This window comes from Ensifer sp. 2TAB8, assembly GCF_052115125.1.
Classification (GTDB): Bacteria; Pseudomonadota; Alphaproteobacteria; order Rhizobiales; family Rhizobiaceae; genus Ensifer.
Window position 1 is genome coordinate 36,006 of sequence record NZ_JBFRGB010000005.1, and the last position, 24,087, is coordinate 60,092.

Below are 24,087 nucleotides of genomic sequence, written 5' to 3' on the forward strand. Positions count from 1 at the left end.
CGCCGCAGTCAAAACGCAGGACCGATGGCGCGGGCTGGCGAAAAACCTACCAGCGCCACCGCGCCGCTCGCCCGACTGCATTTGGCGAGGCCTGCAACACGCGTTCGATGGCGCCGCCGAGCGACAGCACCTCTTCATCGGCATAACGGCGGCCGACGATCTGCAGGCCGACGGGCAGGCCGTCTTCGGCCAGGCCGGCAGGCAGCGAGAGAGCCGGGCACTGCGGCAAAAGGTTGAACGGGCAGGTCATATCCAGCCCGAGAAAACGCCCGTCCGGCATATCGCCGACGTAGTCATTGTCGTCAGCCTCGGCCGCCGGGGCCGTGACCGCGCATGTCGGGCACAGCAGCGCATCGTAGCGGGCAAGGATGGCGGAGAGATCACGCCACATCCCGCTCCGCAGCAGCTCCACCCGCTTGTAGTCGACGGCCTTCATGCCACGTCCACGCTCGATCAGTTCGACCACGATCGGGTCCATGCGGTCGCGATAGCCATCGATCGCGTCACCGAAAAATGCGGCCATGAACACGCACCAGAGATCGTACCACTGGTCGTTGACGGCTCTGGACCAGCCGATATCCACGAGGTCCACGGTGGCGCCCGCCGCGCGAAGCTGCTCGACCGCCGCAAGGATCACGGCCTGCACGGAGGCATCGACGCTGTAGTAGCCAAGATCCAGCGAAAACGCGAAGCGGCGGCCCACAAGGGAGCCTGCCCTTGCCCGCTCAGGTGCAAAGGAGAGCGGCACAGACGAGATATCCGCATCGTCCGGTCCTGTCGTCACGGCCATGAAGGCGATCGCGTCGCCGACGGTGCGCGCGAGCGGACCGAAATGGGAGATGTTGTCGAAGACGCTGGGCAGGATCGTCATCGGGATCCGGCCAAGGCTGGGCTTGAGGCCGACGGCGCCCGAGAGCGCGGCAGGGATACGTATCGATCCGCCCATGTCCGTGCCTTCGGCGAGGGGGACCACCCCGGTCGCGACTGCGACGGCCGATCCACCGGACGAACCGCCGGAGGTACGCTCCGGGTTCCAGGGGTTGCGGGTTACGCCCCAGCGCGGGCTGGCCGTGAAACTGGAATGGGCAAACTCCGGCGTCGTGGTCTTGCCGATGAGGATCGCGCCGGCAGCTTCGAGCCGCGCGATGCAGAGTGCGGTCTCCTTGGGAATCCAGTCCCCACGCGTCCAGGAGCCGAGCGTGGTGAGATCGCCCCTGGTCGGCGTCAGGTCCTTGGCCGCGAAGGGAACACCGAGAAGTGCGGGCGCCTCGCCTCCGGCAACGATCAACGCGTCAGCCGCCCGCGCCGAAGCGACTGCAGCCTCTTCGCGCAGCAGCGTGAAAGCGTTCAGCTCCGCATTGACGATTTTGGCGCGGCGCAGCGATTCGACAACGACCGCTTCGGCCGAAAAATGGCGGGCGCGAATGCCGGCAGCAATCTCCGTTGCGGAGAGGTCGAGCGGATGGGTGGGCGCCGGGGCGCGAGAAAGCGTCTGCATGGCTGCGGACTCCGTGCTAGGTCTTCTGTTCGACAGGTGGGGATTGGACGTGGCAGCAACATCCGGCGGAGCGAGCGCCTATATCGATGCCTGGAACGCCGGGCTTGCCAAGGCCGTGTCGACCCTCGGCGAACCCGGTTTCCCGGAGGCTCTGGAGCGGGCGCTGCGACAGCTCGTCTCCTTCGAGATGATGAACGGCTTTGCCTATTCGCCGGGCGGCAAGGCCTTCGATCTCCATAACGAGCGCATCGTCGGCGATCGCGACACGATCGTCGATCACTACCTTGCCGGCGCCTACATTCTCGACCCGTTCTACGATGCCGTCCGCAACGCAAGACACGACGGCGACGTGCTGGTGATGCGGCGGTTGGCGCCCGACCGTTTCACCGAGACGGAGTACTTTCGCCGCCACTATCAGGCGACCGGCATCGTCGACGAGATCGGCTTCATTCTGACGCTTCCGCATGTCGATGCGGTGCTGTCGCTTTCGCGTATCGGCGACGTGCCTGGCTTCCCCCGCCGCGACATCGCACGGCTGGAAAGTGCGGCGCCCGTCGTGCGGGCACTCGCCGAACGGCACTGGCGCACGCGGTTCGACCCGCCGCGCGAGGAGGATGGTGCCGCAGCGACGATCAGCCATCCGTTGCTTTCGAAACGGGAACTGCAGATCGTGACCCTCATCCTCAAGGGCCACTCGACCTATTCTATCGCTGCAACGCTCAGCCTGTCGCCGAACACGGTCAAGGTGCATCGTCGCCAGGCCTATGCCAAGCTCACCATATCCAGCCAGGCGGAGCTCTTCCATCTTTTCCTCAGCCGCCGCTGATCACTCGACGAACTCGACTTCCGGCGGTGCAAGCTGGAAGAACCGGGTGAGATAGGCGAGATAACACACGCCGACCGCCAACCAGATGATACCCAGCAGCTTGGCGTGGCCATCGAGATTCCACAGCAGGAACAGGTCGCAGACCGCACCGACCGCCGGCACGACAAGCCCGAGCAAGGCGCCGAGCGGCCGCACGATCGCGTTGCCCTGCAGATAGAGCGCGATCACCGAGACATTGACTGCGGTGAATGCGAGGAAAGCGCCGAAGTTGATGAAGGACGTCGAGGTCGTCACGTCGAGCGTGAGCGCAAGCAGACCGACGATGCCGACGAGCACGAGATTGAACACGGGCGTGCGCCATTTCTCATGCAGCCTGCCGAAGACCCCCACCGGCAACACGCCGTCGCGACCCATGGCGAAAAGCAGCCGCCCGACACTCGCCTGTGCCGCAAGCCCCGACGTGAACTGGGCCACGACCAGAGTGGCGAGGAACAGTGTCACGAAGAGATCACCGCCGATCATCAGGGCGATTTCCGTAGCGGCGGAATCGACCGAGGTGAATTGGCCGCCGGGATGGGCAAGCTGCGTGACATAGGCCGATCCCGTAAAGAGGATCCCGCCGATGACCGCGATGATCATGATCGCCTTCGGCATGGTGCGGGTCGGGTCACGGGTCTCCTCCGTCAGCGTGGAAACAGCGTCGAACCCCAGGAAAGAATAGGCCGCAATCGCCGCGCCGGCGACGGATGCGCTGAACGGCACGTTCGCCTCGAAGAATGGCCGCACCGACGCGAGCCCGCCGGCACCATTGATCGCCGCGACATAGCGCGCCGCGAGCGCGACGAAGGCCACCAGCACGGTGAGCTGCACCAGCATCAGCACGACATTCACCCGGTTGGCAAAGGCGATACCGATGACATTCACGGCCGTTGTCAGCACGATGAAGCCGACGATCCAGAGCCACGCCGGAACGGTCGGAAAAGCCGAACTCAGATAGGCGGCGCCGATCAGCCATATGACCATCGGCAAGAAGAAATAATCGAGCAGGACGGCCCAGCCGACGAGGAAGCCCGCGCCGGAATTCAGCGACTTGCGAGCATAGGTGTAGGCGGATCCGGCGACCGGATAGACCTTTGCCATGATGCCGTAGCTTACGGCCGTCAGGAATATCGCAAGCGCGGCAATGAAATACGCCATCGCGGTCGTTCCCTGGCTTGCGGATGCGAGCGCCCCGAACGTGCCGAACACGATCATCGGCGTCATATAGGCAAGCCCGAACAGCACCACGGACCACAGGCCAAGGGTTCGATCGAGTTTAATGTTTTGCGTCATGTTCCCCTCCTCCAACGAACAGACCGGAAGCGTCGGGGAAACCGGGGGCTATGCCAATAACCCTAGGGTGTTATGGCAGTCGACCGTGCCGCAACGCGGATGGGAGAGGTGGCCGACTGACGCAGAAAGCGCAGCCGTTCACCCCTTTGGTCCGCCGCCGCGCTCACGCCGAAAGCAAGGTTCGCGTCAGCGGGTGCCTGGCGTCGGAAAGGCCGTCGATGACATTGAAGTGGTGCCGGTCCGGCTCCACGACGGTCGCCGTGGTCGCGCCCAGCCCGGTCCAGATATTGGCGAGCAGATCGTTCTGGCGCAGGAACTCCGCGCGCTCGCCGCCGCCGACCCAGCAGGTGATGCGGGCATCTTTCATCGGTCGCAGCAGCGCCGGGCTCTCCGAAAGAGCCTCGGCCTCGTCGATCGCGAGCTTCTCGTTCATCCCGGTCGACATGATCGGACGCAGATCATGCACGCCTGAGATCGAGACGACGTTGCGGATACGCCCCTGGACATCGGGCGAAAGCGGCGCGGTCGCCGTGATCATCCGGCTGACGAGATGGCCGCCGGCCGAATGGCCGGTCAGCATCACCGGACCATCGACCAGTTTCGCCGCCTCACCGACGGCGGCCGCCACCTCCTCGACGATCCCCGCGATGCGGATGTCCGGGCAGAGTGTGTAGGACGGCATGGCAACGGCATAGCCATTGGCGACGGCGCCTGCGGCAAGATGCGACCAGAAGCTCTTGTCGAGTTGCAGCCAGAAGCCGCCATGCACGAAGACGACGAGGCCTTCGGCCGGGCCATCCGGGAAGAAGAGGTCCATGCGGTTCCTGGGCCGCTCGCCATAGGCAACGTCAAGTTTCGCCAGCCCTGACGCGGAAAGCGCATTGCGGAATGCTTCCGATGGCCCGGTCCATGCCTCCGGCCAGCGATCGCCGCGCGCAATGTTCACGCCGTTGGCATAGGCGTCATTCCAATCGGAAACACGGTGTTCCAGCATCGATGCAATCCTCCCTCGGATGTCTCCCCAAGCATAGAAATCGCCTGCCACACCAAGAAACGCAATGCATCATTCGAAAAAACTTTAGGCTTGAAATAATTTTGGACTGGTGCGATGCTGCCCCATGTTCAGCCGAGAAGTGGAGGTCTCGCTGTGCCTGTCTCGATCCCTGGAACCGTCGCCGCGACGGCACGCCCCATCGGCATCGATGCGGCGATGGCCGCGACCTGCACGCACGCCAGGGTTTCGCATCACCGCAAGACTTTTATCCGGCTTTGAAAGATGCCTGGGCAACAGGCAGGAACTGAACAAGGGAACAGCCGCCACATGCTTGGACCGACTTCGCACGTCGATACGTTCACACGCGACCACCTGCCGCCACCGGAAGAATGGCCGGAATTCCTTCTCGAAGGCTTCGACTATCCGGACCATCTCAACGCCGCCGTCGAATTGACGGACGCCATGGTCGCCAAGGGTTTTGGCGACCACACCGCGCTGATCGGCAACGGACGCCGGCGAACCTATAAGGAACTGTCCGACTGGACGAACCGGCTCGCCCATGCGCTGGTCGAGAACTACGGCGTGAAGCCCGGGCACCGCGTGCTGATCCGCTCGGCGAACAATCCGGCCATGGTCGCCTGCTGGCTGGCCGCCACCAAGGCCGGCGCCGTCGTCGTCAACACCATGCCGATGCTCCGCGCCGGTGAACTCGCCAAGATCGTCGACAAGGCCGAAGTCAGCCTGGCGCTTTGCGACACGAGGCTGATGGAAGAGATGATCGCCTGCGCCAAGGACAGCCGCTTCCTGAAACAGGTCGTAAGCTTCGACGGAACGGCGAACCACGACGCCGAACTCGACCGCATCGCGCTCGACAAATCAGTGGTGTTCGAGGCGGTGCATACCGGTCGCGACGACGTGGCATTGCTCGGCTTCACCTCGGGCACGACGGGGATCCCGAAGGCAACCATGCACTTCCATCGCGATCTCCTGGCGATCGCCGACGGTTATGCCCGCGAAGTGCTCGGCGTCACGCCTGACGACATCTTCGTCGGCTCGCCGCCGCTCGCCTTCACCTTCGGCCTCGGCGGCCTTGCGATCTTTCCCTTGCGCTTCGGTGCGGCGGCAACGCTGCTCGAGCACGCGACACCCGCGAACATGGTGGAGATCATCGAGAAATACAGGGCGACGATCTCCTTTACCGCGCCGACCGCGTACCGGGCGATGATGAAGGCGATGGACAACGGCGCCGATCTTTCATCACTGCGCGTTGCGATCTCGGCCGGCGAGACCCTGCCCGGCCCGGTCTTCGAGGAATGGACGGCCAAGACCGGCAAGCCGATCCTCGACGGCATCGGCGCGACCGAGATGCTGCACATCTTCATTTCCAACCGTTTCGAGGACCGCAAACCCGCCTCGACCGGAAAGCCGGTCGGCGGCTACGAGGCGCGGATCGTCAATGACGACATGCAAGAGGTGCCCCGCGGCACGATCGGCAGGCTTGCGGTGCGGGGCCCGACCGGCTGCCGCTACATGGCCGACGGCCGCCAGCGCGACTATGTCCGCGACGGCTGGAACCTGACCGGCGATGCCTTCTACCAGGACGAGGACGGCTTCTTCCATTTCGCCGCCCGCTCCGACGACATGATCATCACCGCCGGCTACAACATCGCCGGCCCCGAGGTCGAGGCGGCGCTGATCGCGCATCCGGAAGTCGCCGAATGCGCCGTCGTCGGTGCGCCCGATGCGGAGCGCGGCCAGATTGTCGAAGCCTATGTCGTTCTGATATCTGGCGTGTCGGCGGACGACGCAACGATCAAGCGCCTGCAGGATCATGTGAAGGCGACGATCGCACCGTACAAATATCCGCGATCGGTAAAGTTCCTGGACAACCTGCCGAAAACAGCCACGGGCAAGATCCAGCGGTTCCGATTGCGGTCGGAGAACTGAAAACATGAGCAAATCATACGACCCTTCGAAAGAAGGCGCCCAGATGTCGTTCAAGGGACGCATGTCCTATAGCGACTACCTGATGCTTGAAAAGGTGCTGGACGCGCAGGAGCCGCTTTCCAAAGCCCATGACGAGATGCTGTTCATCATCCAGCATCAGACGTCCGAACTCTGGATGAAGCTCGCGCTGCACGAGATCAACGCGGCAGTCCGATCGATCCGCGACGACCGGCTGGAACCCGCATTCAAGATGCTGACGCGCGTCGCCCGCATTTTCGAGCAGCTGAACAGCGCCTGGGACGTGCTGCGCACGATGACCCCCAGCGAATACACCACGTTCCGCGAATCGCTCGGCCAATCCTCCGGCTTCCAGTCGTGGCAGTATCGGGCGATCGAGTTCCTCGCCGGCAACCGCAATGTCGCGATGCTCGGGCCGCATGCGCACCGCCCCGACATCATGGAAAAGCTGGAAGCGATCCTTGCCGCGCCGTCGCTCTACGACGAGGCGATCCGGCTTCTTTCGCGCAACGGCTTCGATGTCGGCGCCGAAGCAGACAAGACCGATTGGCGCGAGACGCGCACCGAAAGCGACAAGGTCTTTGCTGCCTGGCAGACCGTCTACCGCGATCCGGAGCGCTACTGGATGCTCTATGAGCTCGCCGAGAAGCTGGTCGATTTCGAGGACTATTTCCGCCGCTGGCGCTTCAACCACGTTACGACGGTCGAGCGCATCATCGGCATGAAACGCGGAACCGGGGGAACATCCGGCGCGTCCTATCTGAAGAAGATGCTCGAAGTGGAACTCTTCCCCGAGCTCTGGCACGTGCGCACGGGTCTCTGATAGAACACAACTCATAAGGGAACCTATAAAGAGGAGAACAGCATGAACCGCATTCTGGCAGCGAGCCTTCTTGGCCTCTCGCTCGCGACGTCAAGCCTTGCCCATGCCGAGCCGGTGAAGATCGGCGTCATCACCACGCTTTCAGGCGGCGGCGCCGGCCTGGGCATCGATATGCGCGACGCGTTCACACTGGCGATCAAGCAGTCGGGCAACAAGGACGTGGAACTGGTGATCGAGGACGATGCCCAGAAGCCGGAACTTGCGGTACAGATCGCCGAGAAGATGATCCAGGGCGACAAGGTCGACCTGATGACGGGCATCATCTGGTCGAACCTCGCAATGGCCGTCGTGCCGAACACGGTGGCGCAGGATGTGATCTATCTCTCGCCGAACGCCGGTCCTTCGGCGCTTGCCGGTGCGAACTGCAATCCGAACTATTTCAACGTCGCTTACCAGAACGACAATTTCCATGAGGCGATGGGCCAATACGCCAACAAGGACTACAAGAACGCCTTCATCCTCGCCCCCAACTACCCCGCCGGCAAGGACGCGCTGACCGGCTTCAAGCGCTACTACAAGGGCGCACTGGCTGGCGAGATCTACACCCAGGTCGGCCAGACCGACTATGCGGCTGAAATCGCACAGATCCGCGCGTCAGGCGCGGACACGGTCTATTTCTTCCTGCCGGGCGGCATGGGCATCGCCTTCATGAAGCAGTATGCGCAATCGGGCGTAAACATCCCGGTCATGGGCCCCGGCTTCTCCTTCAGCCAGGACGTCCTGCCGGCGATCGGCGATGCGGCGCTTGGCGTCAAGAATTCGGCGACCTGGTCGAAGGACCTCGACAACGAGGCCAACAAGAAGTTCGTCGAAGCCTTCAAGGCCGAATACAAGCGCCTGCCGTCGATCTACGCGGCGCAGAGCTGGGATACGGCAAACCTGATCCTTGCCGCACTTTCCAAGGCAAGTGTCAAGGACAAGGACGCCTTCCGCGCAGCACTCAAGGCGGCCGACTTCCAGTCGGTGCGCGGCAAATTCGTCTTCAACAACAACAACCACCCGATCCAGAACATCTACGTTCGCGAGGTGGTGAAGGAAGCCGACGGCGTGCTCACCAACAAGATCATCGCCACCGCCTTCGAAGACCACAAGGACGCCTACGCCGACAAGTGCAGCATGTAGTGCTTGACACCCGTCACCCGGATGCCCGGCTCCGCCGGCATCCGGTCGATGATCCATGTCCTCCTGACATCAAGCTTGGACCGGTCTCTTGTTCACCGCACTTCTGATCGAACAACTGCTCAACGGGCTCCAGCTCGGTGTTATGCTGTTTCTGATGGCCGCCGGCCTGACGCTGATCTTCGGCGTCATGGGCCTCATCAACCTGGCGCACGGCTCGCTCTACATGATCGGCGCCTTCGCCTGCGCGACGGTCGCAACCGCCACCGGCTCCTTCTGGATCGGGCTGATCGCGAGCCTTGCGGCCGCCGCCGGCGTCGGCGCGATCATCGAGGTCGCCGTCATCCGCAGGCTCTATGATCGCGATCATCTCGATCAGGTGCTCGCCACCTTCGCGCTGATCCTGATCCTGTCTGAAGGTGCGCGCTGGCTGTTCGGCTCGTTCCCGCTCTATCTCGACATTCCGCCCATGCTGCAGGGCGCGGTGCCGCTTCCGGGCGGCGGCCAGTACCAGCTCTACCGCCTGGCGATCATCGGCGTCGGTATCGCCGTCGCCATCGGCCTCTATCTCCTGATCTCGCGCACCCGGCTCGGCATGCGCATCCGGGCGGGCGAGTCCGATCGCGAGATGATCGGGGCTCTCGGCGTCGACATCGGCACGCTCTATACGGTCGTCTTCGCACTCGGTGCGGCGCTTGCCGGGCTTGCCGGCGCACTGGTGGGCGCGTTGCAATCGGTGCAGGTCGGCATGGGCGAACCAGTGCTCATCCTCGCCTTCGTCGTCATCGTCATAGGCGGTATCGGTTCGATCAAAGGAGCGCTGGTCGGCGCCATCATCGTTGGCGTCGTCGACACGATGGGCCGTTTCCTGCTTCCCTCCCTGCTGGCACTCACCATGCCCGCCTCACAGGCAACCACGATCGGTGCTGCTCTCGCCTCGATGCTGATCTATGTCGTCATGGCCCTCATCCTCGCCTTCAGGCCGAGCGGCTTGTTTGCAGCGCAGTCGTGAGGCCAAGATGACCCGCGAAACCACCATCAACCTGCTGCTTGCCCTTCTGCTTCTCGGCACGCCGATCCTCGCCGTAAGTCTGGGCGAACCCTTCTACGTGACGCTCGCAACCCGCATCGCGGTGCTGGCCCTTGCCGCCGTCGGCCTCAATCTGGCGCTCGGGCTCGGTGGGCTGCTCTCCTTCGGCCACGCAGCTTTCTTCGGCCTCGGCGGTTACGTCGCCGGCATACTTGCGACCCACGCCTTCAATGCCGAGCCGCTCTTTGCCGGCATTCCGGCGACGACATCGATGCCGCTGATCTGGATTACGGCGATCGCGGTCGCCGGTCTCATCGCGTTGCCCATCGGCGCGATCAGCCTGCGCACGTCGGGCGTCTATTTCATCATGATCACCCTCGCCTTCGCGCAGATGATCTACTATTTCGCGATCTCCTGGCCGGCCTATGGCGGCGAGGACGGCCTGTCGCTGTCGATGCGCAACGCCTTTCCCGGCGTCAACACCGCCAAGCCCCTGCCCTATTTCCTGATCTGCTACGCGGCCCTGATGGCGGCGCTGCTTCTGTTTCGCGTGGTCGAGGGTTCACGCTTCGGCAGCGCCCTGCAGGCGGCGAGACAGAACGGCACACGCCTTGCCGCAGTCGGCATCGCACCTTTCAACATCCGCCTCGTCGCCTTTGCCGTCTCGGCGATGATCACCGGCTTTGCCGGCGCGCTCTATGCCGACCTCAACCGCTTTGTCGGCCCCTCGATGCTCTCTTGGCACATGTCCGGCGAACTGATCGTACTCATCATCCTCGGCGGCAAGGGCCGGCTGTTCGGGCCTGTCGCCGGCGCAATGATCTTCGTCTTCTTCGAATATGTGCTCGGCGGTATCACCGAGCGCTGGCAATTTTTCCTCGGCCTCATCCTGCTCGGCATCGTGCTCTTTGCCCGCGGCGGGCTGCTGGGGCTCCTCTCCGGAAAGCCGCGCCATGTCTGAGCCCGTTCTCGAAATTCGCGATCTCAGAAAATCCTTCGGCGCGCTCAAGGCGACCGACGGCGTCAGCCTTGAGCTTCGCCCCGGCCAGATCCATGCGCTGATCGGCCCGAACGGCGCCGGCAAAAGCACGCTGATCCACCAGATCGCCGGCTCGCTCAAGGCCGACAGCGGCACCATCCGCTTTCTCGGCCAGGATATCGGCGGGCTCGACATGGCCGCCCGCGCAAGGCTCGGCCTTGCCCGCAGCTTCCAGATCTCGTCGCTCGCGCAGGAGTTCTCGGCGCTTCGCAACGTCATGCTGGCAGTGCAGGCGCGACAGGGCAGCAGCTTCCACTTCTTTCGCCAAGTCAGCAACGACAAGGACCTGACCGAACCGGCGATGGCGATGCTGGAGCGTGTCGATCTTGCCGCCCGCGCCCATGTGCCGGCCGCAGAACTCTCGCACGGCGAACGCCGGCAACTTGAGATCGCCATCGCATTGGCGTTGTCGCCGAAGGCCTTTCTGTTCGACGAGCCGATGGCCGGCATGGGACCGGAGGGTTCAAAACGGCTGACTTCGTTCCTCGACGGCCTGCGTTACGAAGCGCCGATGCTCCTGGTGGAGCACGACATGGACGCGGTCTTTGCGCTGGCGGACCGCATCTCGGTGCTGGTCTACGGCCGCATCATCGCGTCAGGCACAGTCGATGAAATCCGCAGCGATCCGGATGTGCGCCGGGCCTATCTGGGAGAAGCCGCGTGAGCCTGCTCGAACTCAAAGGTCTAGAAACCTTCTACGGGGCATCCCAGGCGCTCTTCGGCGTCAACCTCGATGTACGCGAGGGGGAGGTCGTCGCGCTCATGGGCCGCAACGGCATGGGCAAGACGACGACGATCAATTCGATCCTCGGCCTCGTGCGGCCGCGCTCAGGCGCCATCTCCTTCGCCGGCAAGGCGATCTCCGGCCTGCGGCCGCACCGGATTGCAAGGCGCGGCCTCGGTCTCGTGCCTGAAGGGCGGCGCTGCTTTCCCAATCTGACCGTCATGGAGAACCTCGTTGCCACCGCCCGCGGCAACGAATGGACCTTCGAGAAAGTGACCACACTCTTCCCCCGCCTCGGCGAGCGACGTGATCAGTATGCCAACACGCTTTCGGGCGGCGAGCAGCAGATGCTTGCGATCGGCCGGGCCTTGATGACCAATCCGAGCCTGCTCATTCTCGACGAGGCAACGGAAGGGCTTGCGCCGGTCATTCGCCAGGACATCTGGTCGGCGATCCGCACGCTGAAGGCAGCGGGGCAATCGATCCTCGTCGTCGACAAGACGCTTTCGGAACTGCTGCCCGTTGCCGACCGCTGCTTCGTCCTGGAAAAGGGCGCTACCGTCTTTGAGGGCGCTCCAGCCACGCTGACGCCAGAACTTCAGGACCGCTATCTCGGCGTTTGATCTGTCGCTCAGGCCGAGGGAATGCCACCGCCGAGCACGGTGGAATAGGCCGCGGCATCGATGTTGCCGCCCGAGATAACGCAGACGATGTTTCCCTTGAGATCCGGCCGGGCGATTGCGGCAGCGAGCGAGGCAGCCCCGGCTCCCTCAGCGACGACCTTTGCCTTCTTGAAGAGCAGCCGCATCGCGTCGCACACCTCTCCCGGGCTGACGGCAATCGCCCCGTCGATCAGCTCCCGCGCCACCGGCCAAAGCTGCGGCACCAGCGACGGCGCGCCGATGCTCTTGATAAAGGACGGGCGGGTTTCGATCGTCACGAGCTGCCCGGCCGCAAGGGCTGCCGAAACCGGCGCTGCGCTGTCGTCCTCGACCGCAAAGACACGGCAGCGGTCGGAAGCGGCCTTAAGAGCGCTGGCCACCCCGGTGGTCATGCTGCCGCCGCCATAGGGAGTAAGCACGACATCGACGTCAGGCAGATCCTCGATGATCTCCATGCCGATCGAGCCGTTGCCGACCAGCACCGCCTGATCGATCACCGGATTGATCAACAGCTCCGGCGCATCCGGACGATCGGTGCCAGTGATGTAGTCCCACCAGGTCTCGGCACTGACGAAACGCACTTCGCCGCCGAGCGCGCGCACACCGTCGATCTTGGTCTGGGGTGCGCCGCGATACATGTAGGCAACCATGGGCACGCCGACGAGGCGTGCCGCCCAGGCCATGCCGTAGGCCATATTGCCGGAACTGGTGACTGCGACGCCCCTTGCGAGCGCGGCGGCATCACGCGACAGCATGGCGTTCAAGGCGGGGCGAAGCTTGAAGGCGCCAATTGGAGAAAGCGTCTCCAGCTTCAGGAAGATCTGGCGGTCCGGAAACCCAAGATCGAGCCTGACCAGCGGCGTGCGCGCGAAATGCGGCGCGATGCGTTTACGAGCATCGGCGATTTCGTCCGGGGTCGGGCGGTGTGGCGCGGTCATTGCTTAAATCCCCCGTTAGCCGTCCTCTCGCCACAGGGCACAATGGCTCTGAACAAGCCCGCTGCGGGACGGCGACCTCGGCATGCGTCTGGAGAGGAAGCAGCGGACGAAAGGCCGCCCGCTGCACTTTGGTGCCATCAATCAGGTCACGGCCGCACGGACCGCGAAGCGCGCATCCTGCCATGCACCGGTCTTGAGGATGTCTTCCAGGAAATCGACCGCCTGCCAGACGTCGGCATAGCTGACATAGAGCGGCGTAAAGCCGAAACGCATCGTCGTCGGTGCACGGAAATCGCCGATGACGCCGCGGGCAATGAGCGCCTGCATGATTTCGTAGGCGTTCGGGTGCTTGAACGACACCTGGCTTCCACGCTTCGTCCCATCGCGTGGGCTTTCGAGTTCCAGCCCAAATGCACCGCATTTCGCCTCGACCAACGCGGTGAAGAGATCTGTGAGGCCGATGCTCTTTTCGCGCAGCGCCTTCATGTCGACCTCGTCCCAGACGTCGAGCGCGCCCTTCAGCGCCCGCAGCGACAGGATCGGCTGCGTTCCACAGAGGAAACGGCGGATGCCCTCACCGGCGGCATAGTGCTTCTCGAAGGCAAAGGGACGGGCGTGACCCCACCAGCCGGTGAGCGGCTGGCGGATATCGCCATGGTGGCGGATGGCAGCATAGATGAAGGCGGGGGCTCCGGGGCCACCGTTCAGGTACTTGTAGGTGCAGCCGACGGCGAAATCGACATTGGCGCCATCGAGATCAACCGGCAGGGCACCGGCCGTATGGCAGAGGTCCCAGATGACCAATGCGCCATGTTCGTGCGCCTTGCGGGTCAGCGCCGCCATGTCGCGCAGCTCGCCGGACTTGTAGTTGACGTGGTTGACCAGAACCACCGCGACGCTACCGTCGATCAGATCCTCGATCTCGGGCGCATCGACCCCTTCGAACCTGAGCGAGGCGCCGGGACGCGTCGAGACGACGCCTTCGGCCATGTAGAGGTCGGTCGGGAAACTGCCGCCCTCGCTGACAATCACCGACCGATCGGGCCGCAAGGCCATCGCCGCATGGAGGGCCTTGTAGATGTTGATCGACGTCGTGTCGCAGACGACGGTCTGGCCGGCGGCCGCCCCGATCAACCGCCCGACCCGGTCGCCGAGGGTCAGCGGCATCTCGAACCAGCCGGCCGTATTCCAGCTGCGGATGAGGTCCTGCCCCCATTCCTCGGTCGCGGCCTTGCGAAGCTCGTCGAAGGCGGCGGTCGAGGCGACGCCGAGCGAGTTGCCGTCGAGATAGATGAGACCCGGCGGCAGGATGAAACGCTCACGCATGGAGCTCAGCACATCGGCCGCATCCATGGCCTTTATCGCGGCAAGATCAGGAACTGCATTCATGAAGTTGGTCCTCATTTATTCGCGAACGGTTTCGCGGGCGGGCGCGGGGCCGCGGCTTCGCTTGAGGCTCGGAAGAGCCAGCATGGCCAGAACGAACAGGCCGGTCGCAAGTTTCAGGTCCGGCGGCGGCATGCCGGCGGCCAAGCAGAAGGAGACGAGCTGGTAGTAGACGATCGCACCAACGAACGGCGCGGCGAGCTGACGCGCCACGCTCTGCTTGCCGACGATCGCCTCGCCGATCATCAGCGCCGCAAGGCCGTTGATCAGGATGCCGAGGCCCATGTTGACGTCGGCAAAGCCCTGCGACTGCACCATCAAAGCACCGCCGGCGGCCGAAAACGCGCCCGCAAGCCCGACGCCGCCAATCGTCGCCATCCAGACATTGATGCCTTGGGCTTCGGCCATATCGGGATTGGCGCCGACGGCGCGAACGGCCGTGCCCTTCTCCGTCCGGAAGAAGTGATAGAGCAGGAAGAAGACGATGAGCGCGATCAGCCCGGCGACGACGATCTTGCTTGCCGGGAAGCCCGGCTGCAGCCCAGGCGCCCAGTCGAACACCGTCGGCGCACCGAAAACGGAGAGGTTCGAGCGGCCCATGATCCTGAGGTTGATCGAATAGAGCATCGTCATCATCAGGATACCGGCAAGCAGCGTGTGGATCCGGAACCGCAGATGGATAAAGGCCGTGCAGCAGCCGGCAACGAAGCCAGCGAGAAGCGCGATGGCAATCGCCGCAAGCGGCGACATACCGGCCGCCATCAGCACGCCACAGACGCAGCCGCCGAGCGGGAACGCGCCTTCGCTGGTCAGGTCCGGAAAGCTCAGCATGCGGAACGGGATCATGATCCCGAGCACGACGAAGGCGAGGATCAGGCTCTGCGCGAGCGTGACGGGCACGAGCGAGATGAAACTCGCGACGGTGTTTTGAAGAATATCCATGATCGTCAGCTCGCCAGGAACATGCGGTCGGTTTTGACGGAGAAGTGGCCGATCAGGTCCGGCACGGTCGTCTGCGCCTTTTCCTTGCCGTCGATTTCGAGGCGGACGCGCCCGGCGTCGAGCATGATGACCTTGTGACCGAAGTCGACGGCATGCTGCATGTTGTGCGTCACCATCAGCGTTGTCAGCTTCAGGGCTTCGACCGCACGGATTGTCGCCTGCATGACGATATCGGCGGTACGCGGATCAAGTGCTGCGGTGTGTTCGTCGAGCAGCAGCAGTTCCGGCTCACCGCCGACCGCCATGATCAGGGACAGCGATTGCCGCTGGCCGCCGGAAAGCAGCTCCACGCGCGTGTCGAGGCGGTTCTCGAGGCCTAGCCCCAGGAGCGACAGGCGTTCCCTGTAGGTGGCGAGCCGCGTCGCATTCAGCCCGCGCCGCAGCGTACGTTTGTTGCTGCGCAGTTCGGCAAGCAACATATTTTCCGCCACCGTCATGCTGGCGGCGGTGCCGCGCATCGGGTCTTGGAAGACGCGAGCAAGCCGCATCGCGCGCTTGTGCACGGGCGTCGCCGTCACGTCGTCGCCATTGATGACGATCTGGCCACTATCGAGCACCAATGCACCCGAGATGGCGTTGAGCATGCTGCTCTTGCCGGCGCCATTCGAGCCTATGACGACGCCGAATTCGCCCGTGGCAAGGCTGAGATTGAGGCCGTCCAGCGCGACCTTTTCGTCCGCCTGCCCCTTGTAGAAGACTTTGCGGGCCGATCTGATTTCCAGCATTGGCTCCCCCTAACCATGGAGTGACGGCGCCCTTGGCGCCGTCACTGTTGAGACCAACTGGAAATCAGTCGACGACGCAGTTGCACTCGGTGGCGAGTGCTGCCGGCACTTCGATGCCGAAGGCGGCCGCAGCCTTCTTCGAGATCAGCGGTGCGTGATCTTCATAGGCCGGGCGCGACGGCGCGATGGTCTTCGGGTCTGCACCCTTCAGGATCTGCGCGGCGATCTTGCCGGCATTGACGCCGACCTGCTCGTAGTTGACGGCAAAGCTTGCCGGCACGACGCCGTCACGCACGGCACCGTCGTCGGAGTTGACGATCGGGATCTGTGCCTGGCGCGCGGCTGCCGAAACGGCGCCGATCGCCGGCTGCAGCAGGTTGGATGCCGGCGTATAAATCACGTCGGCCTTGCCGGCGAAGGAGGCGATGCGCTGCTGGATGTCGTTGACGTTGTCTACGCCGACCTCCACGACCTCGAAGCCTGCAGCAGGGGCTGCTTCCTTGATCTTGTCGAGCAGGGCCTGGTCGTTCGCCTCACCCGGATTATAGGGCACGCCGAAACGCTTGGCGTTCGGCAGCAGCTTGTGCGTGAAGGCCATGACGGCGGCCACGTCCTGAAGGTCGGTCGCACCGGTCATGCCGTCGTCGCCCGCCTCCCAGGACGGAACGAGCTTGGCGGCCACCGGATCGGTGACGGCGGAGAAGACCACCGGAATGCCGGAGCCGGCGAGCGCCTTCTTGGCGATCTGCGACACCGGCGTGGTGATCGTGTAGACCAGCTTCGGCTGTTCGGCCTGTAGTTTGGCGATCATCTGCGGAACCAGCGAGGCGTCGAAATTGGTGTGGCTCTCGGTGTAGACGACATCCTTGCCTTCGACGAAGCCGTTTTCGGCCAGCGCCTTCTTGAAGCCGGCGATCGACGCATTCAATTGCGGATGTTCGCCGAAATTGGCAATGCCGATGCGGATCGGATCGGCGGCAGCCACGCCCAGTCCCCATGCCATTGCGCCGGCGACGACCAATCCCGAAAGCCAAGTGCTCTTAAGCATGCTCATACATCCCTCCCAGAATTTGACGAGCGTTACCGCCCTCCTCGGCGGCGTGCGGGGATGATGGCGAGGGTCGGAGTTCTTGTCAAACAAATATATATATTTTCATCTTCATCGCGGAACTATATATATTTGTGTCGATCCGACGCGGGCGTTAAGGGAACTTGATGCAAGACCACGAACAGTCGACCAAAACCGAATCGGCCTACCGGCTGCTCCGTCGCGACATCCTTGCGACGCGGCTCCAGCCCGGTGCGCCGATGAAGCTGAGCGCGCTGCGTGAAAGCTATGGCATCGGCTGGACGCCGCTCCGCGAGGCGCTGTCGCGGCTGGAGGCAGAAGGACTGGTCACGGCGATCAGCAACCGCGGCTTTGCGGTCGCACCGGTTTCACGCGACGCGCTCGACGATCTCACCAAGGCGCGACAGGTCGTCGAAATTCCGCTGCTGATCGAGTCGATCGAAAATGGCGACAGCGCCTGGGAGTCCGCCGTCGTCACCGCCCACTATCGTTTGTCCCGCTGCAAGATCGCCGTCGAAAACGTCACCGAAGGCGAGATCGACGAGTGGGACGAGAAACACGCCGCCTTTCACACAGCCCTGATCGGCGCGGCAAGATCGAGCTGGCTTTCCCGCTTCCAGGCGACGATCTCCGACCAGCTCCGCCGCCACCATCGCTTCCTCAGTCTCGCGCCCACGTTGCGTGCTGCCGCCGGGATGAGCGAGGGCTACGAGGAAGCAGTCGCGGCCCTTGAGGACGCAATGGCGATCGAGCACCATACGGAACTGATGGAGGCCGCACTCGACCGCGATGTCGAGCGCGCCCGCAAGCTGATGACCGACCACATCGGCTTTACCGTCAATGTCTACGACCAGTCCGAAGATGGCGGCCGTACCGCACCGCCGTTGCCGCGGCATGCGGCCAAATGACGACGCGTGACAGCCTGTCCAAGAGCCGGAAACCTCTCTAAAAGCAAAGAGACAAGGAAGTGCCTGCCTTTTTGGCGCAGGATAGGAAGCGGGCGTTTGCAATGATGGGTGAAGACAAGTTCGATACTTCGCCGGATTGGGTGGATGGCGAGACCAAAGCGCTCGAAGCGCCGGGCGATCACCGCGCCGAGCTCAGGCTATGGCTGCGCCTGCTGACCTGCTCGACCCTGGTCGAGAGCGAGATCCGCCGCCGGCTGCGGGAGGAATACGATTCGACCCTGCCGCGCTTCGACCTGATGGCTCAGCTCGAGCGCGCTCCTGACGGCATGGTGCTTGGCGAAGTCTCGAAGCGCATGATGGTTTCGCCAGGCAACATCACGGTTCTGGTGGAACGCCTGACCGAAAGCGGCCACATCAGCCGCACGACGCTTCCGACGGATCGGCGCGTGCAGGTCATCGCGCTAACGCCCTTTGGCCGCGCCGAATTCGAGAAGATGGCGGCAACGCATGCCGACTGGATCTCCGACCTCTTTGCCGGCGTTTCGCCGCAGGACGGTGGCGTGCTGATGGATGAACTGGCCAAACTCAAGCGCTCGATCATCGCCGCACTGGCGCGCAATTCCTGAAGCCCACCCCTTCCCCCTTTTGCCAGGATCTGAAACGGCGCAACGGCCGCGCGCCGTCCTCTGACCGCGCATACACGCGTCGCATCCGGTCAAAACAATTTTAAGCTTGAAATTTCTCTGGAACGAGTCCACCTTGTTTCCAGCAGTCCGGGATGACGGCCAACGGCATCTCGACGGCGACACGCGCAGCCGGAGCTCGGGAGGAGAACCAAATGCGGATCGTCTGTATCGGTGGCGGGCCCGCGGGCCTCTATTTTGCGCTGCTGATGAAGCGCCAGCACCCGGAGCACCACGTTACCGTGGTCGAGCGGAACCGCGCCTTCGACACTTTCGGCTGGGGCGTCGTCTTCTCCGACGCGACCATGCAATCGATGCGCCAGTGGGACCCGGAGACTGCCGAGGCGATCGAGGTTTCCTTCAACCATTGGGACGATATCGAGCTGGTCTTCAAGGGCCGCAAGATCAGGACGACCGGCCACGGCTTCGTCGGCATCGGCCGCAAGAAGATGCTCAACATCCTCCAGGAGCGCTGCCTTGAGCTCGGCGTCGAACTGGTGTTCGAACAGGACGTCGAGAGCGACGAGCGGTTCGGCGACGCCGATCTGATCATCGCCTCCGACGGCGTCAACTCAAGGATCCGCAACAAATACGCCGACGTCTTCAAGCCGGACATGGTGATCCGGCCGAACCGCTATGTCTGGCTCGGCACGGACAAGAAGTTCGACGCCTTCACCTTCGATTTCCAGCGCACCGAACATGGCTGGTTCCAGGCGCATATCTACCGCTTCGACGAGAACACTTCGACCTTCATCGTCGAAACGACCGACGACGTCTTCAAGGCCCATGGTCTCGACCAGATGGACCAGGACCAGTCGATCGCATTCTGCGAGAAGCTGTTCGCCGGGACACTCGACGGCCACAAGCTGATGACCAATGCGCGGCACTTGCGCGGTTCCGCCTGGCTGAACTTCGGCCGGCTGATCTGCGAGAAGTGGAGCCATTTCAATGGCCGCAGCCATGTCGTGCTGATGGGCGACAGCGCCCACACGGCCCATTTCGCAATCGGCTCAGGCACCAAGCTTGCGATCGACGACGCGATCGAACTGACCCGCCAGTTCGACATTCTCGGCCACGACAAGGCGAACATTCCCGCGGTGCTCTCGGCTTACGAGGAGGTGCGCCGCGTCGACGTCGCCCGCATCCAGAACGCGGCCCGCAACGCCATGGAATGGTTCGAAGTGGTCGGCACGCGCTATGCCGACACCCTGGAGCCCGAGCAGTTCATGTATTCGATGCTGACCCGCTCCCAGCGCATCAGCCACGAGAACCTTCGCCTGCGCGACAAGGACTGGCTCGAAGGTTTCGAGCGCTGGTTTGCCGAACGCGCCGGTGTCGGGCCGGCGGCGAACGGGGCGGTTCCGCCGCCGATGTTCACGCCGTTCAAGCTTCGCGGCCTGACACTGAAGAACCGCATCGTGGTTTCGCCGATGGCGATGTATTCGGCGACCGACGGCGTGCCGAACGATTTTCATCTCGTCCATCTCGGCGCGCGCGCCATGGGCGGCGCCGCCCTCGTCTTCCCGGAAATGACCTGTGTGTCGGCCGACGCCCGTATTACGCCCGGATGCCTGGGGCTCTGGAACGACGAGCAGGCCCAGCCCTTCAAGCGCATCGTCGACTTCGTGCACCAGCAGACGCCCGCCAAGATCGGCATCCAGCTCGGCCATGCCGGGCGCAAGGGTGCGACGAGGGTCGCCTGGGAGGGGATCGACCAGCCCTTGGCTGAAGGCGGCTGGCCGCTCATCTCCGCATCCGCCCTGCCCTACCTCAAGCATTCGGATACACCGCGTGAAATGACGCGGCAGGATATGGACCGGGTCATCGCCGATTTCGTGCACGCCACCGAACGGGCCCGCGACCTCGGCTTCGATATTCTCGAACTGCACGTGGCGCACGGCTACCTGTTGTCGAGCTTCCTGTCGCCGCTCACCAATCTGCGCACCGACGACTATGGCGGCGATCACGCCGCCCGCGCCCGCTTCCCGCTCGAAGTGTTCAACGCCGTCCGTAAGGTCTGGCCCGAGGACAGGCCGATGTCGGTGCGCCTGTCGACCCATGACTGGCACGAGGGCGGCAACACGCCCGAGGACGCGGCGATTTTCGCCCGCCTGTTCAAGGAAGCCGGCGCCGACATGATCGACTGCTCCTCCGGCCAGGTGGTGAAGGAGGAAAAGCCGGTTTATGGCCGGCTGTTCCAGACGCCGTTTTCCGACAAGATCCGCAACGAGATCCAGGTTCCGACCATTGCCGTCGGGGCGATTTCCGAGGCCGACCACGCCAATTCGATCATTGCCGCCGGTCGCGCCGATCTCTGCGCGATTGCCCGTCCGCATCTGGCCGACCCGTCCTTCGTCATGCATGAGGCGGCGAAGATCGGCTACGAGGAGCAGCCCTGGCCGAAACAGTACCATTCCGCTCGGGCACAGTACGTGAACAACCTGGCGCGCGCCGCAACGACGGCGGGCAAGCCATGACCAAGAGACACGCCCTCATCACCGGTGCGGGAAGCGGTATCGGCAAGGCGATCGCGCTGGCGCTTGCCGCCGACGGCCATCTCGTCAGCCTCGCCGGCCGGCGCGCAGCACCGCTTGAAGCCGTGCAGGGCGAAATCTTTGCTTCCGGCGGAGAGGCGCTTGTCCGTGACGGCTTCGATGTGACCGACCCCGCGGCCGTCGAGCGTGGTATTTCGGCCGCGATCGCGGAAGCCGGAGACATCGCCGTTCTCGTCAATTGCGCGGGGGAAGCACCCTCGGCACCGTTCGAAAAGACCGACTTCGCGCTATGGCAGCGGGTGCTTTCCATCAACCTCACCGGCGTCTATCTGGTGACGCAGGCAGCGCTTGCTTCCTTGCGGCGGGCCGGCAACGGCCGGATCGTCAACGTCGCAAGCACCGCGGGCCTCACCGGCTATGCATATGTGTCGGCCTATTGCGCATCGAAGCACGGCGTCGTCGGCCTGACGCGCGCACTGGCGCTTGAGCTTGCCCGCAGCGACGTCACCGTGAACGCCGTCTGCCCCGGCTTCACCGACACGCCGCTGATCGACGGCGCGCTCGATACGATCAGCGAAAAGACCGGCCGCTCGCGCGAGGAAGCCCGCGCCAGCCTTGCCCGTTCCAACCCACAGGGGCGCCTGGTGACGCCGGACGAAGTCGCCCACACGGTCTCCTGGCTGGTGTCGGAAAAGGCGACCGCAATCACCGGCCAGGCGATAGCTGTCGCCGGCGGCGAAGTTCTCGGAGGATAGAGATGACAAACCCGATGCAGGCCAAGAAGCGCGCCTTCAAGGACCACAAGGCCAGGCACTTCCTGTTCGAAACGGATGCCGACGGGCGCGTCGCCACGATCACCCTCAACCGTCCGGAAAAAAAGAACCCGCTGACCTTCGAAAGCTACGAGGAGCTCTGCGATCTTTTCCGCTCGCTTGCCCGCGCCAGCGACGTGCGCGCCGTGGTGCTGGCCGGCGCCGGTGACAACTTTTCTTCCGGCGGCGACGTCTTCGAGATCATCGAGCCGCTGACGCGCATGCCGATGCCCGATCTTCTGGATTTCACCCGCATGACCGGCGAACTGGTGCGTCAGATCCGCGCCTGCCCGCAGCCGGTGATAGCAGCGGTCGACGGCATCTGCGCCGGCGCTGGCGCCATTCTGGCCATGGCCTCGGACTTCCGTGTGGCAACGCCGGAGGCGAAGACAGCCTTTCTCTTTACCCGCGTCGGGCTGGCCGGCGCCGACATGGGCGCCTGCGGCATTCTTCCCCGCATCATCGGCCAGGGCCGCGCCGCCGAACTGCTCTTCACCGGCCGCGTCATGACCGCGACGGAGGGCAATGCCTGGGGCTTCTACAATGCCCTGCACGAGCGTCCGTCGCTGCTTACCGAAGCCCAGAAATTCGCACGCAATATCGCCGACGGTCCCTGGTTTGCCCATGCTATGACCAAGAAGATGCTCGACCAGGAATGGGCGATGGGCATCGACCAATTGATCGAATCGGAAGCGCAGGCGCAGGCGATCTGCATGGCGACCGGCGACTTCCGCCGCGCCTTCGAGGCCTTTGCCGCCAAGGCGAAGCCGGAATTCAAGGGGAACTGAGCATGGGCTCCCCTGATACCGCCATAGGCGCACCGACCCGCGACCATCTCGACTGGCCGTTCTACGATGACAGTCACCGTGCGCTCGCTACGCAGCTCGATGCCTTCGTGGCCCGTGGCGGCCTCGGGGAAGTCGATCACGCCGATGTCGATGCGGCCTGCAGGAAGCTGGTCGCAGCGCTCGGCGCTGCAGGCGTGCTCCGCCATTGCGTGCCGGAGACGTTCGGCGGCGTCAGCGAGGAGATCGACAGCCGGTCGCTGTGCCTCATCCGGGAAACGCTCGCCTACACGGACGGCCTTGCCGACTTCGCCTTTGCCATGCAGGGGCTCGGGACCGGCGCAATCAGCCTGTCCGGCTCCGAGGCGCTGAAGCAGGCCGTCCTGCCTAAGGTCGCCCGTGGCGATTGGATCGCTGCCTTTGCACTGTCTGAGCCTGAGGCCGGCTCGGATGTCGCGGCGATGGCGTGCGGCGCGCGGCGCGACGGCGATCACTTCGTGATCGACGGCGAAAAGACCTGGATTTCGAACGGCGGTATCGCTGACGTCTATACCGTCTTTGCGCGCACTGGCGAAGCACCCGGCACGCGCGGCATTTCGGCCTTCGTGGTCTTTGCCGATACGCCGGGCTTCACGATCGCCGAGCGCATCGAGACGATCGCGCCGCATCCGCTTGCCCGGCTCCGTTTTGACAATTGCCGCATCCCAGCCTCGCAGCTTTTGGGCGCGCCTGGCGAAGGCTTCAAGATCGCCATGCGCACACTCGATATTTTCCGCCCTTCGGTGGCTGCCGCCGCGATCGGCTTCGCCCGCCGCGCGCTCGACGAAGCGGTGTCTCACGCGAAGAACCGCAAGATGTTCGGTGCGACCCTTGGCGATCTGCCGACCGCGCAAAGCACGCTCGGCGAGATGGCGACCGCTATTGACGCAGCAGCACTCTTAACCTGCCGCACCGCCTGGCAGCGCGACGTGCAGAAACGACCAACCACGCGGGAAGCAGCCATGGCGAAGATGACGGCGACCGAGAACGCGCAATGGGTCATCGACCAGGCGCTGCAGCTCTTCGGCGGCCGCGGCGTGCGCGTCGGCGAGATCACCGAGCGGCTCTATCGCGAGATCCGCGCGCTCAGAATCTACGAGGGCGCGACCGAGGTTCAAAAGCTCATCATTGGCCGCGAGCTGATGAAGGGCGCGGGGCGATAACGAGGGGGTG

The 24,087-nt window shown here is 63.9% G+C and carries 22 protein-coding genes; 14 read left to right on the forward strand and 8 right to left on the reverse strand.

Annotated elements, in window-relative coordinates:
- Positions 1-46: 46 nt before the first annotated feature.
- Positions 47-1,498 carry an amidase gene (locus AB4Z53_RS11170; RefSeq protein ID WP_441595861.1) on the reverse strand — a complete coding sequence of 484 codons (1,452 nt, stop codon included), beginning with the start codon at positions 1,496-1,498 and terminating at the stop codon, positions 47-49.
- Between AB4Z53_RS11170 and AB4Z53_RS11175 the strand changes: the two genes are divergently transcribed.
- Positions 1,497-2,324: a helix-turn-helix transcriptional regulator gene (locus tag AB4Z53_RS11175; protein ID WP_441595862.1), complete on the forward strand. Its 828-nt coding sequence runs from the start codon at positions 1,497-1,499 to the stop codon at positions 2,322-2,324. The two genes, AB4Z53_RS11170 and AB4Z53_RS11175, sit on opposite strands and share 2 nt — an antisense overlap.
- On the opposite strand, the gene AB4Z53_RS11180 is transcribed toward AB4Z53_RS11175, so the two are convergent.
- Together AB4Z53_RS11180 and AB4Z53_RS11185 are read right to left on the reverse strand one after the other, a co-directional pair.
- The gene (locus tag AB4Z53_RS11180; protein ID WP_441595863.1) at positions 2,325-3,656 is read right to left on the reverse strand and encodes an APC family permease; all 1,332 of its coding nucleotides are present in this window, start codon (positions 3,654-3,656) and stop codon (positions 2,325-2,327) included.
- Between the two features lie 163 nt (positions 3,657-3,819).
- Positions 3,820-4,650 carry an alpha/beta hydrolase gene (locus AB4Z53_RS11185; RefSeq protein WP_441595864.1) on the reverse strand — a complete coding sequence of 277 codons (831 nt, stop codon included), beginning with the start codon at positions 4,648-4,650 and terminating at the stop codon, positions 3,820-3,822.
- Between the two features lie 327 nt (positions 4,651-4,977).
- Between AB4Z53_RS11185 and AB4Z53_RS11190 the strand changes: the two genes are divergently transcribed.
- The 7 genes from AB4Z53_RS11190 to AB4Z53_RS11220 all read left to right on the forward strand — a co-directional run bounded on the left by AB4Z53_RS11190 (position 4,978) and on the right by AB4Z53_RS11220 (position 12,033).
- A complete protein-coding gene (locus AB4Z53_RS11190) occupies positions 4,978-6,597 on the forward strand; it encodes a benzoate-CoA ligase family protein (protein WP_113538474.1) in 1,620 nt (539 codons plus the stop codon).
- Positions 6,598-6,601: 4 nt separating this feature from the next.
- Positions 6,602-7,438: a tryptophan 2,3-dioxygenase gene (gene kynA / locus AB4Z53_RS11195; protein ID WP_113538473.1), complete on the forward strand. Its 837-nt coding sequence runs from the start codon at positions 6,602-6,604 to the stop codon at positions 7,436-7,438.
- 42 nt (positions 7,439-7,480) lie between these two features.
- Positions 7,481-8,620 (forward strand): ABC transporter substrate-binding protein, encoded by a 1,140-nt coding sequence (locus AB4Z53_RS11200; protein ID WP_441595865.1) that lies wholly within the window; start codon positions 7,481-7,483, stop codon positions 8,618-8,620.
- An 88-nt stretch (positions 8,621-8,708) separates the two neighbouring features.
- Entirely contained in the window at positions 8,709-9,629 is a 921-nt protein-coding gene (locus tag AB4Z53_RS11205; protein ID WP_113538471.1) for a branched-chain amino acid ABC transporter permease, read from the forward strand.
- 7 nt (positions 9,630-9,636) lie between these two features.
- Positions 9,637-10,608: a branched-chain amino acid ABC transporter permease gene (locus AB4Z53_RS11210; protein ID WP_441595866.1), complete on the forward strand. Its 972-nt coding sequence runs from the start codon at positions 9,637-9,639 to the stop codon at positions 10,606-10,608.
- The gene (locus AB4Z53_RS11215) at positions 10,601-11,350 is read left to right on the forward strand and encodes an ABC transporter ATP-binding protein (protein WP_441595867.1); all 750 of its coding nucleotides are present in this window, start codon (positions 10,601-10,603) and stop codon (positions 11,348-11,350) included. The genes AB4Z53_RS11210 and AB4Z53_RS11215 overlap by 8 nt, the downstream gene beginning before the upstream one ends.
- Positions 11,347-12,033, forward strand: coding sequence for an ABC transporter ATP-binding protein (locus tag AB4Z53_RS11220; protein WP_441595868.1), 687 nt, complete (start codon positions 11,347-11,349; stop codon positions 12,031-12,033). The genes AB4Z53_RS11215 and AB4Z53_RS11220 overlap by 4 nt, the downstream gene beginning before the upstream one ends.
- A gap of 8 nt (positions 12,034-12,041) precedes the next feature.
- On the opposite strand, the gene AB4Z53_RS11225 is transcribed toward AB4Z53_RS11220, so the two are convergent.
- From AB4Z53_RS11225 to AB4Z53_RS11245, 5 genes are all read right to left on the reverse strand, one after another.
- On the reverse strand, positions 12,042-13,010 hold the full coding sequence (locus AB4Z53_RS11225) for a threonine ammonia-lyase (RefSeq protein ID WP_441595869.1): 969 nt from the start codon (positions 13,008-13,010) through the stop codon (positions 12,042-12,044).
- Between the two features lie 141 nt (positions 13,011-13,151).
- Positions 13,152-14,399, reverse strand: a complete 1,248-nt coding sequence (gene kynU / locus AB4Z53_RS11230; RefSeq protein ID WP_441595870.1) for a kynureninase — start codon at positions 14,397-14,399, stop codon at positions 13,152-13,154.
- A gap of 15 nt (positions 14,400-14,414) precedes the next feature.
- A complete protein-coding gene (locus AB4Z53_RS11235) occupies positions 14,415-15,338 on the reverse strand; it encodes an ABC transporter permease (RefSeq protein WP_291148898.1) in 924 nt (307 codons plus the stop codon).
- Positions 15,339-15,343: 5 nt separating this feature from the next.
- Positions 15,344-16,123, reverse strand: a complete 780-nt coding sequence (locus AB4Z53_RS11240; RefSeq protein ID WP_034796269.1) for an ABC transporter ATP-binding protein — start codon at positions 16,121-16,123, stop codon at positions 15,344-15,346.
- Positions 16,124-16,187: 64 nt separating this feature from the next.
- Positions 16,188-17,177 carry an ABC transporter substrate-binding protein gene (locus AB4Z53_RS11245; RefSeq protein ID WP_113538465.1) on the reverse strand — a complete coding sequence of 330 codons (990 nt, stop codon included), beginning with the start codon at positions 17,175-17,177 and terminating at the stop codon, positions 16,188-16,190.
- Between the two features lie 161 nt (positions 17,178-17,338).
- Between AB4Z53_RS11245 and AB4Z53_RS11250 the strand changes: the two genes are divergently transcribed.
- The 6 genes from AB4Z53_RS11250 to AB4Z53_RS11275 all read left to right on the forward strand — a co-directional run bounded on the left by AB4Z53_RS11250 (position 17,339) and on the right by AB4Z53_RS11275 (position 24,077).
- On the forward strand, positions 17,339-18,100 hold the full coding sequence (locus AB4Z53_RS11250) for a GntR family transcriptional regulator (RefSeq protein WP_441595871.1): 762 nt from the start codon (positions 17,339-17,341) through the stop codon (positions 18,098-18,100).
- Positions 18,101-18,201: 101 nt separating this feature from the next.
- Positions 18,202-18,726 carry a MarR family winged helix-turn-helix transcriptional regulator gene (locus AB4Z53_RS11255; RefSeq protein ID WP_291148889.1) on the forward strand — a complete coding sequence of 175 codons (525 nt, stop codon included), beginning with the start codon at positions 18,202-18,204 and terminating at the stop codon, positions 18,724-18,726.
- Positions 18,727-18,938: 212 nt separating this feature from the next.
- Positions 18,939-21,260, forward strand: a complete 2,322-nt coding sequence (locus AB4Z53_RS11260) for a bifunctional salicylyl-CoA 5-hydroxylase/oxidoreductase (protein WP_441595872.1) — start codon at positions 18,939-18,941, stop codon at positions 21,258-21,260.
- On the forward strand, positions 21,257-22,033 hold the full coding sequence (locus AB4Z53_RS11265) for an SDR family NAD(P)-dependent oxidoreductase (RefSeq protein ID WP_441595873.1): 777 nt from the start codon (positions 21,257-21,259) through the stop codon (positions 22,031-22,033). The genes AB4Z53_RS11260 and AB4Z53_RS11265 overlap by 4 nt, the downstream gene beginning before the upstream one ends.
- 2 nt (positions 22,034-22,035) lie before the next feature.
- Complete coding sequence (locus AB4Z53_RS11270) at positions 22,036-22,878, forward strand: enoyl-CoA hydratase family protein (protein WP_113538461.1); 843 nt, start codon at positions 22,036-22,038, stop codon at positions 22,876-22,878.
- A 2-nt stretch (positions 22,879-22,880) separates the two neighbouring features.
- A complete protein-coding gene (locus tag AB4Z53_RS11275) occupies positions 22,881-24,077 on the forward strand; it encodes an acyl-CoA dehydrogenase family protein (protein ID WP_441595874.1) in 1,197 nt (398 codons plus the stop codon).
- Positions 24,078-24,087 lie beyond the last annotated feature (10 nt).

Bases quoted from the DNA above. Each gene is read 5' to 3' on its own strand.
- AB4Z53_RS11265 (WP_441595873.1), top strand. From the start codon at position 21,257: ATGACCAAGAGACACGCCCTCATCACCGGTGCGGGAAGCGGTATCGGC.
- AB4Z53_RS11260 (WP_441595872.1), top strand. From the start codon at position 18,939: ATGCGGATCGTCTGTATCGGTGGCGGGCCCGCGGGCCTCTATTTTGCG.
- AB4Z53_RS11235 (WP_291148898.1), bottom strand. From the start codon at position 15,338: ATGGATATTCTTCAAAACACCGTCGCGAGTTTCATCTCGCTCGTGCCC.
- kynA (WP_113538473.1), top strand. From the start codon at position 6,602: ATGAGCAAATCATACGACCCTTCGAAAGAAGGCGCCCAGATGTCGTTC.
- AB4Z53_RS11225 (WP_441595869.1), bottom strand. From the start codon at position 13,010: ATGACCGCGCCACACCGCCCGACCCCGGACGAAATCGCCGATGCTCGT.
- AB4Z53_RS11255 (WP_291148889.1), top strand. From the start codon at position 18,202: ATGATGGGTGAAGACAAGTTCGATACTTCGCCGGATTGGGTGGATGGC.
- AB4Z53_RS11170 (WP_441595861.1), bottom strand. From the start codon at position 1,498: ATGCAGACGCTTTCTCGCGCCCCGGCGCCCACCCATCCGCTCGACCTC.
- kynU (WP_441595870.1), bottom strand. From the start codon at position 14,399: ATGAATGCAGTTCCTGATCTTGCCGCGATAAAGGCCATGGATGCGGCC.
- AB4Z53_RS11250 (WP_441595871.1), top strand. From the start codon at position 17,339: ATGCAAGACCACGAACAGTCGACCAAAACCGAATCGGCCTACCGGCTG.
- AB4Z53_RS11240 (WP_034796269.1), bottom strand. From the start codon at position 16,123: ATGCTGGAAATCAGATCGGCCCGCAAAGTCTTCTACAAGGGGCAGGCG.
- AB4Z53_RS11190 (WP_113538474.1), top strand. From the start codon at position 4,978: ATGCTTGGACCGACTTCGCACGTCGATACGTTCACACGCGACCACCTG.
- AB4Z53_RS11200 (WP_441595865.1), top strand. From the start codon at position 7,481: ATGAACCGCATTCTGGCAGCGAGCCTTCTTGGCCTCTCGCTCGCGACG.
- AB4Z53_RS11245 (WP_113538465.1), bottom strand. From the start codon at position 17,177: ATGAGCATGCTTAAGAGCACTTGGCTTTCGGGATTGGTCGTCGCCGGC.
- AB4Z53_RS11275 (WP_441595874.1), top strand. From the start codon at position 22,881: ATGGGCTCCCCTGATACCGCCATAGGCGCACCGACCCGCGACCATCTC.
- AB4Z53_RS11185 (WP_441595864.1), bottom strand. From the start codon at position 4,650: ATGCTGGAACACCGTGTTTCCGATTGGAATGACGCCTATGCCAACGGC.
- AB4Z53_RS11270 (WP_113538461.1), top strand. From the start codon at position 22,036: ATGACAAACCCGATGCAGGCCAAGAAGCGCGCCTTCAAGGACCACAAG.
- AB4Z53_RS11180 (WP_441595863.1), bottom strand. From the start codon at position 3,656: ATGACGCAAAACATTAAACTCGATCGAACCCTTGGCCTGTGGTCCGTG.
- AB4Z53_RS11215 (WP_441595867.1), top strand. From the start codon at position 10,601: ATGTCTGAGCCCGTTCTCGAAATTCGCGATCTCAGAAAATCCTTCGGC.
- AB4Z53_RS11175 (WP_441595862.1), top strand. From the start codon at position 1,497: ATGGCTGCGGACTCCGTGCTAGGTCTTCTGTTCGACAGGTGGGGATTG.
- AB4Z53_RS11210 (WP_441595866.1), top strand. From the start codon at position 9,637: ATGACCCGCGAAACCACCATCAACCTGCTGCTTGCCCTTCTGCTTCTC.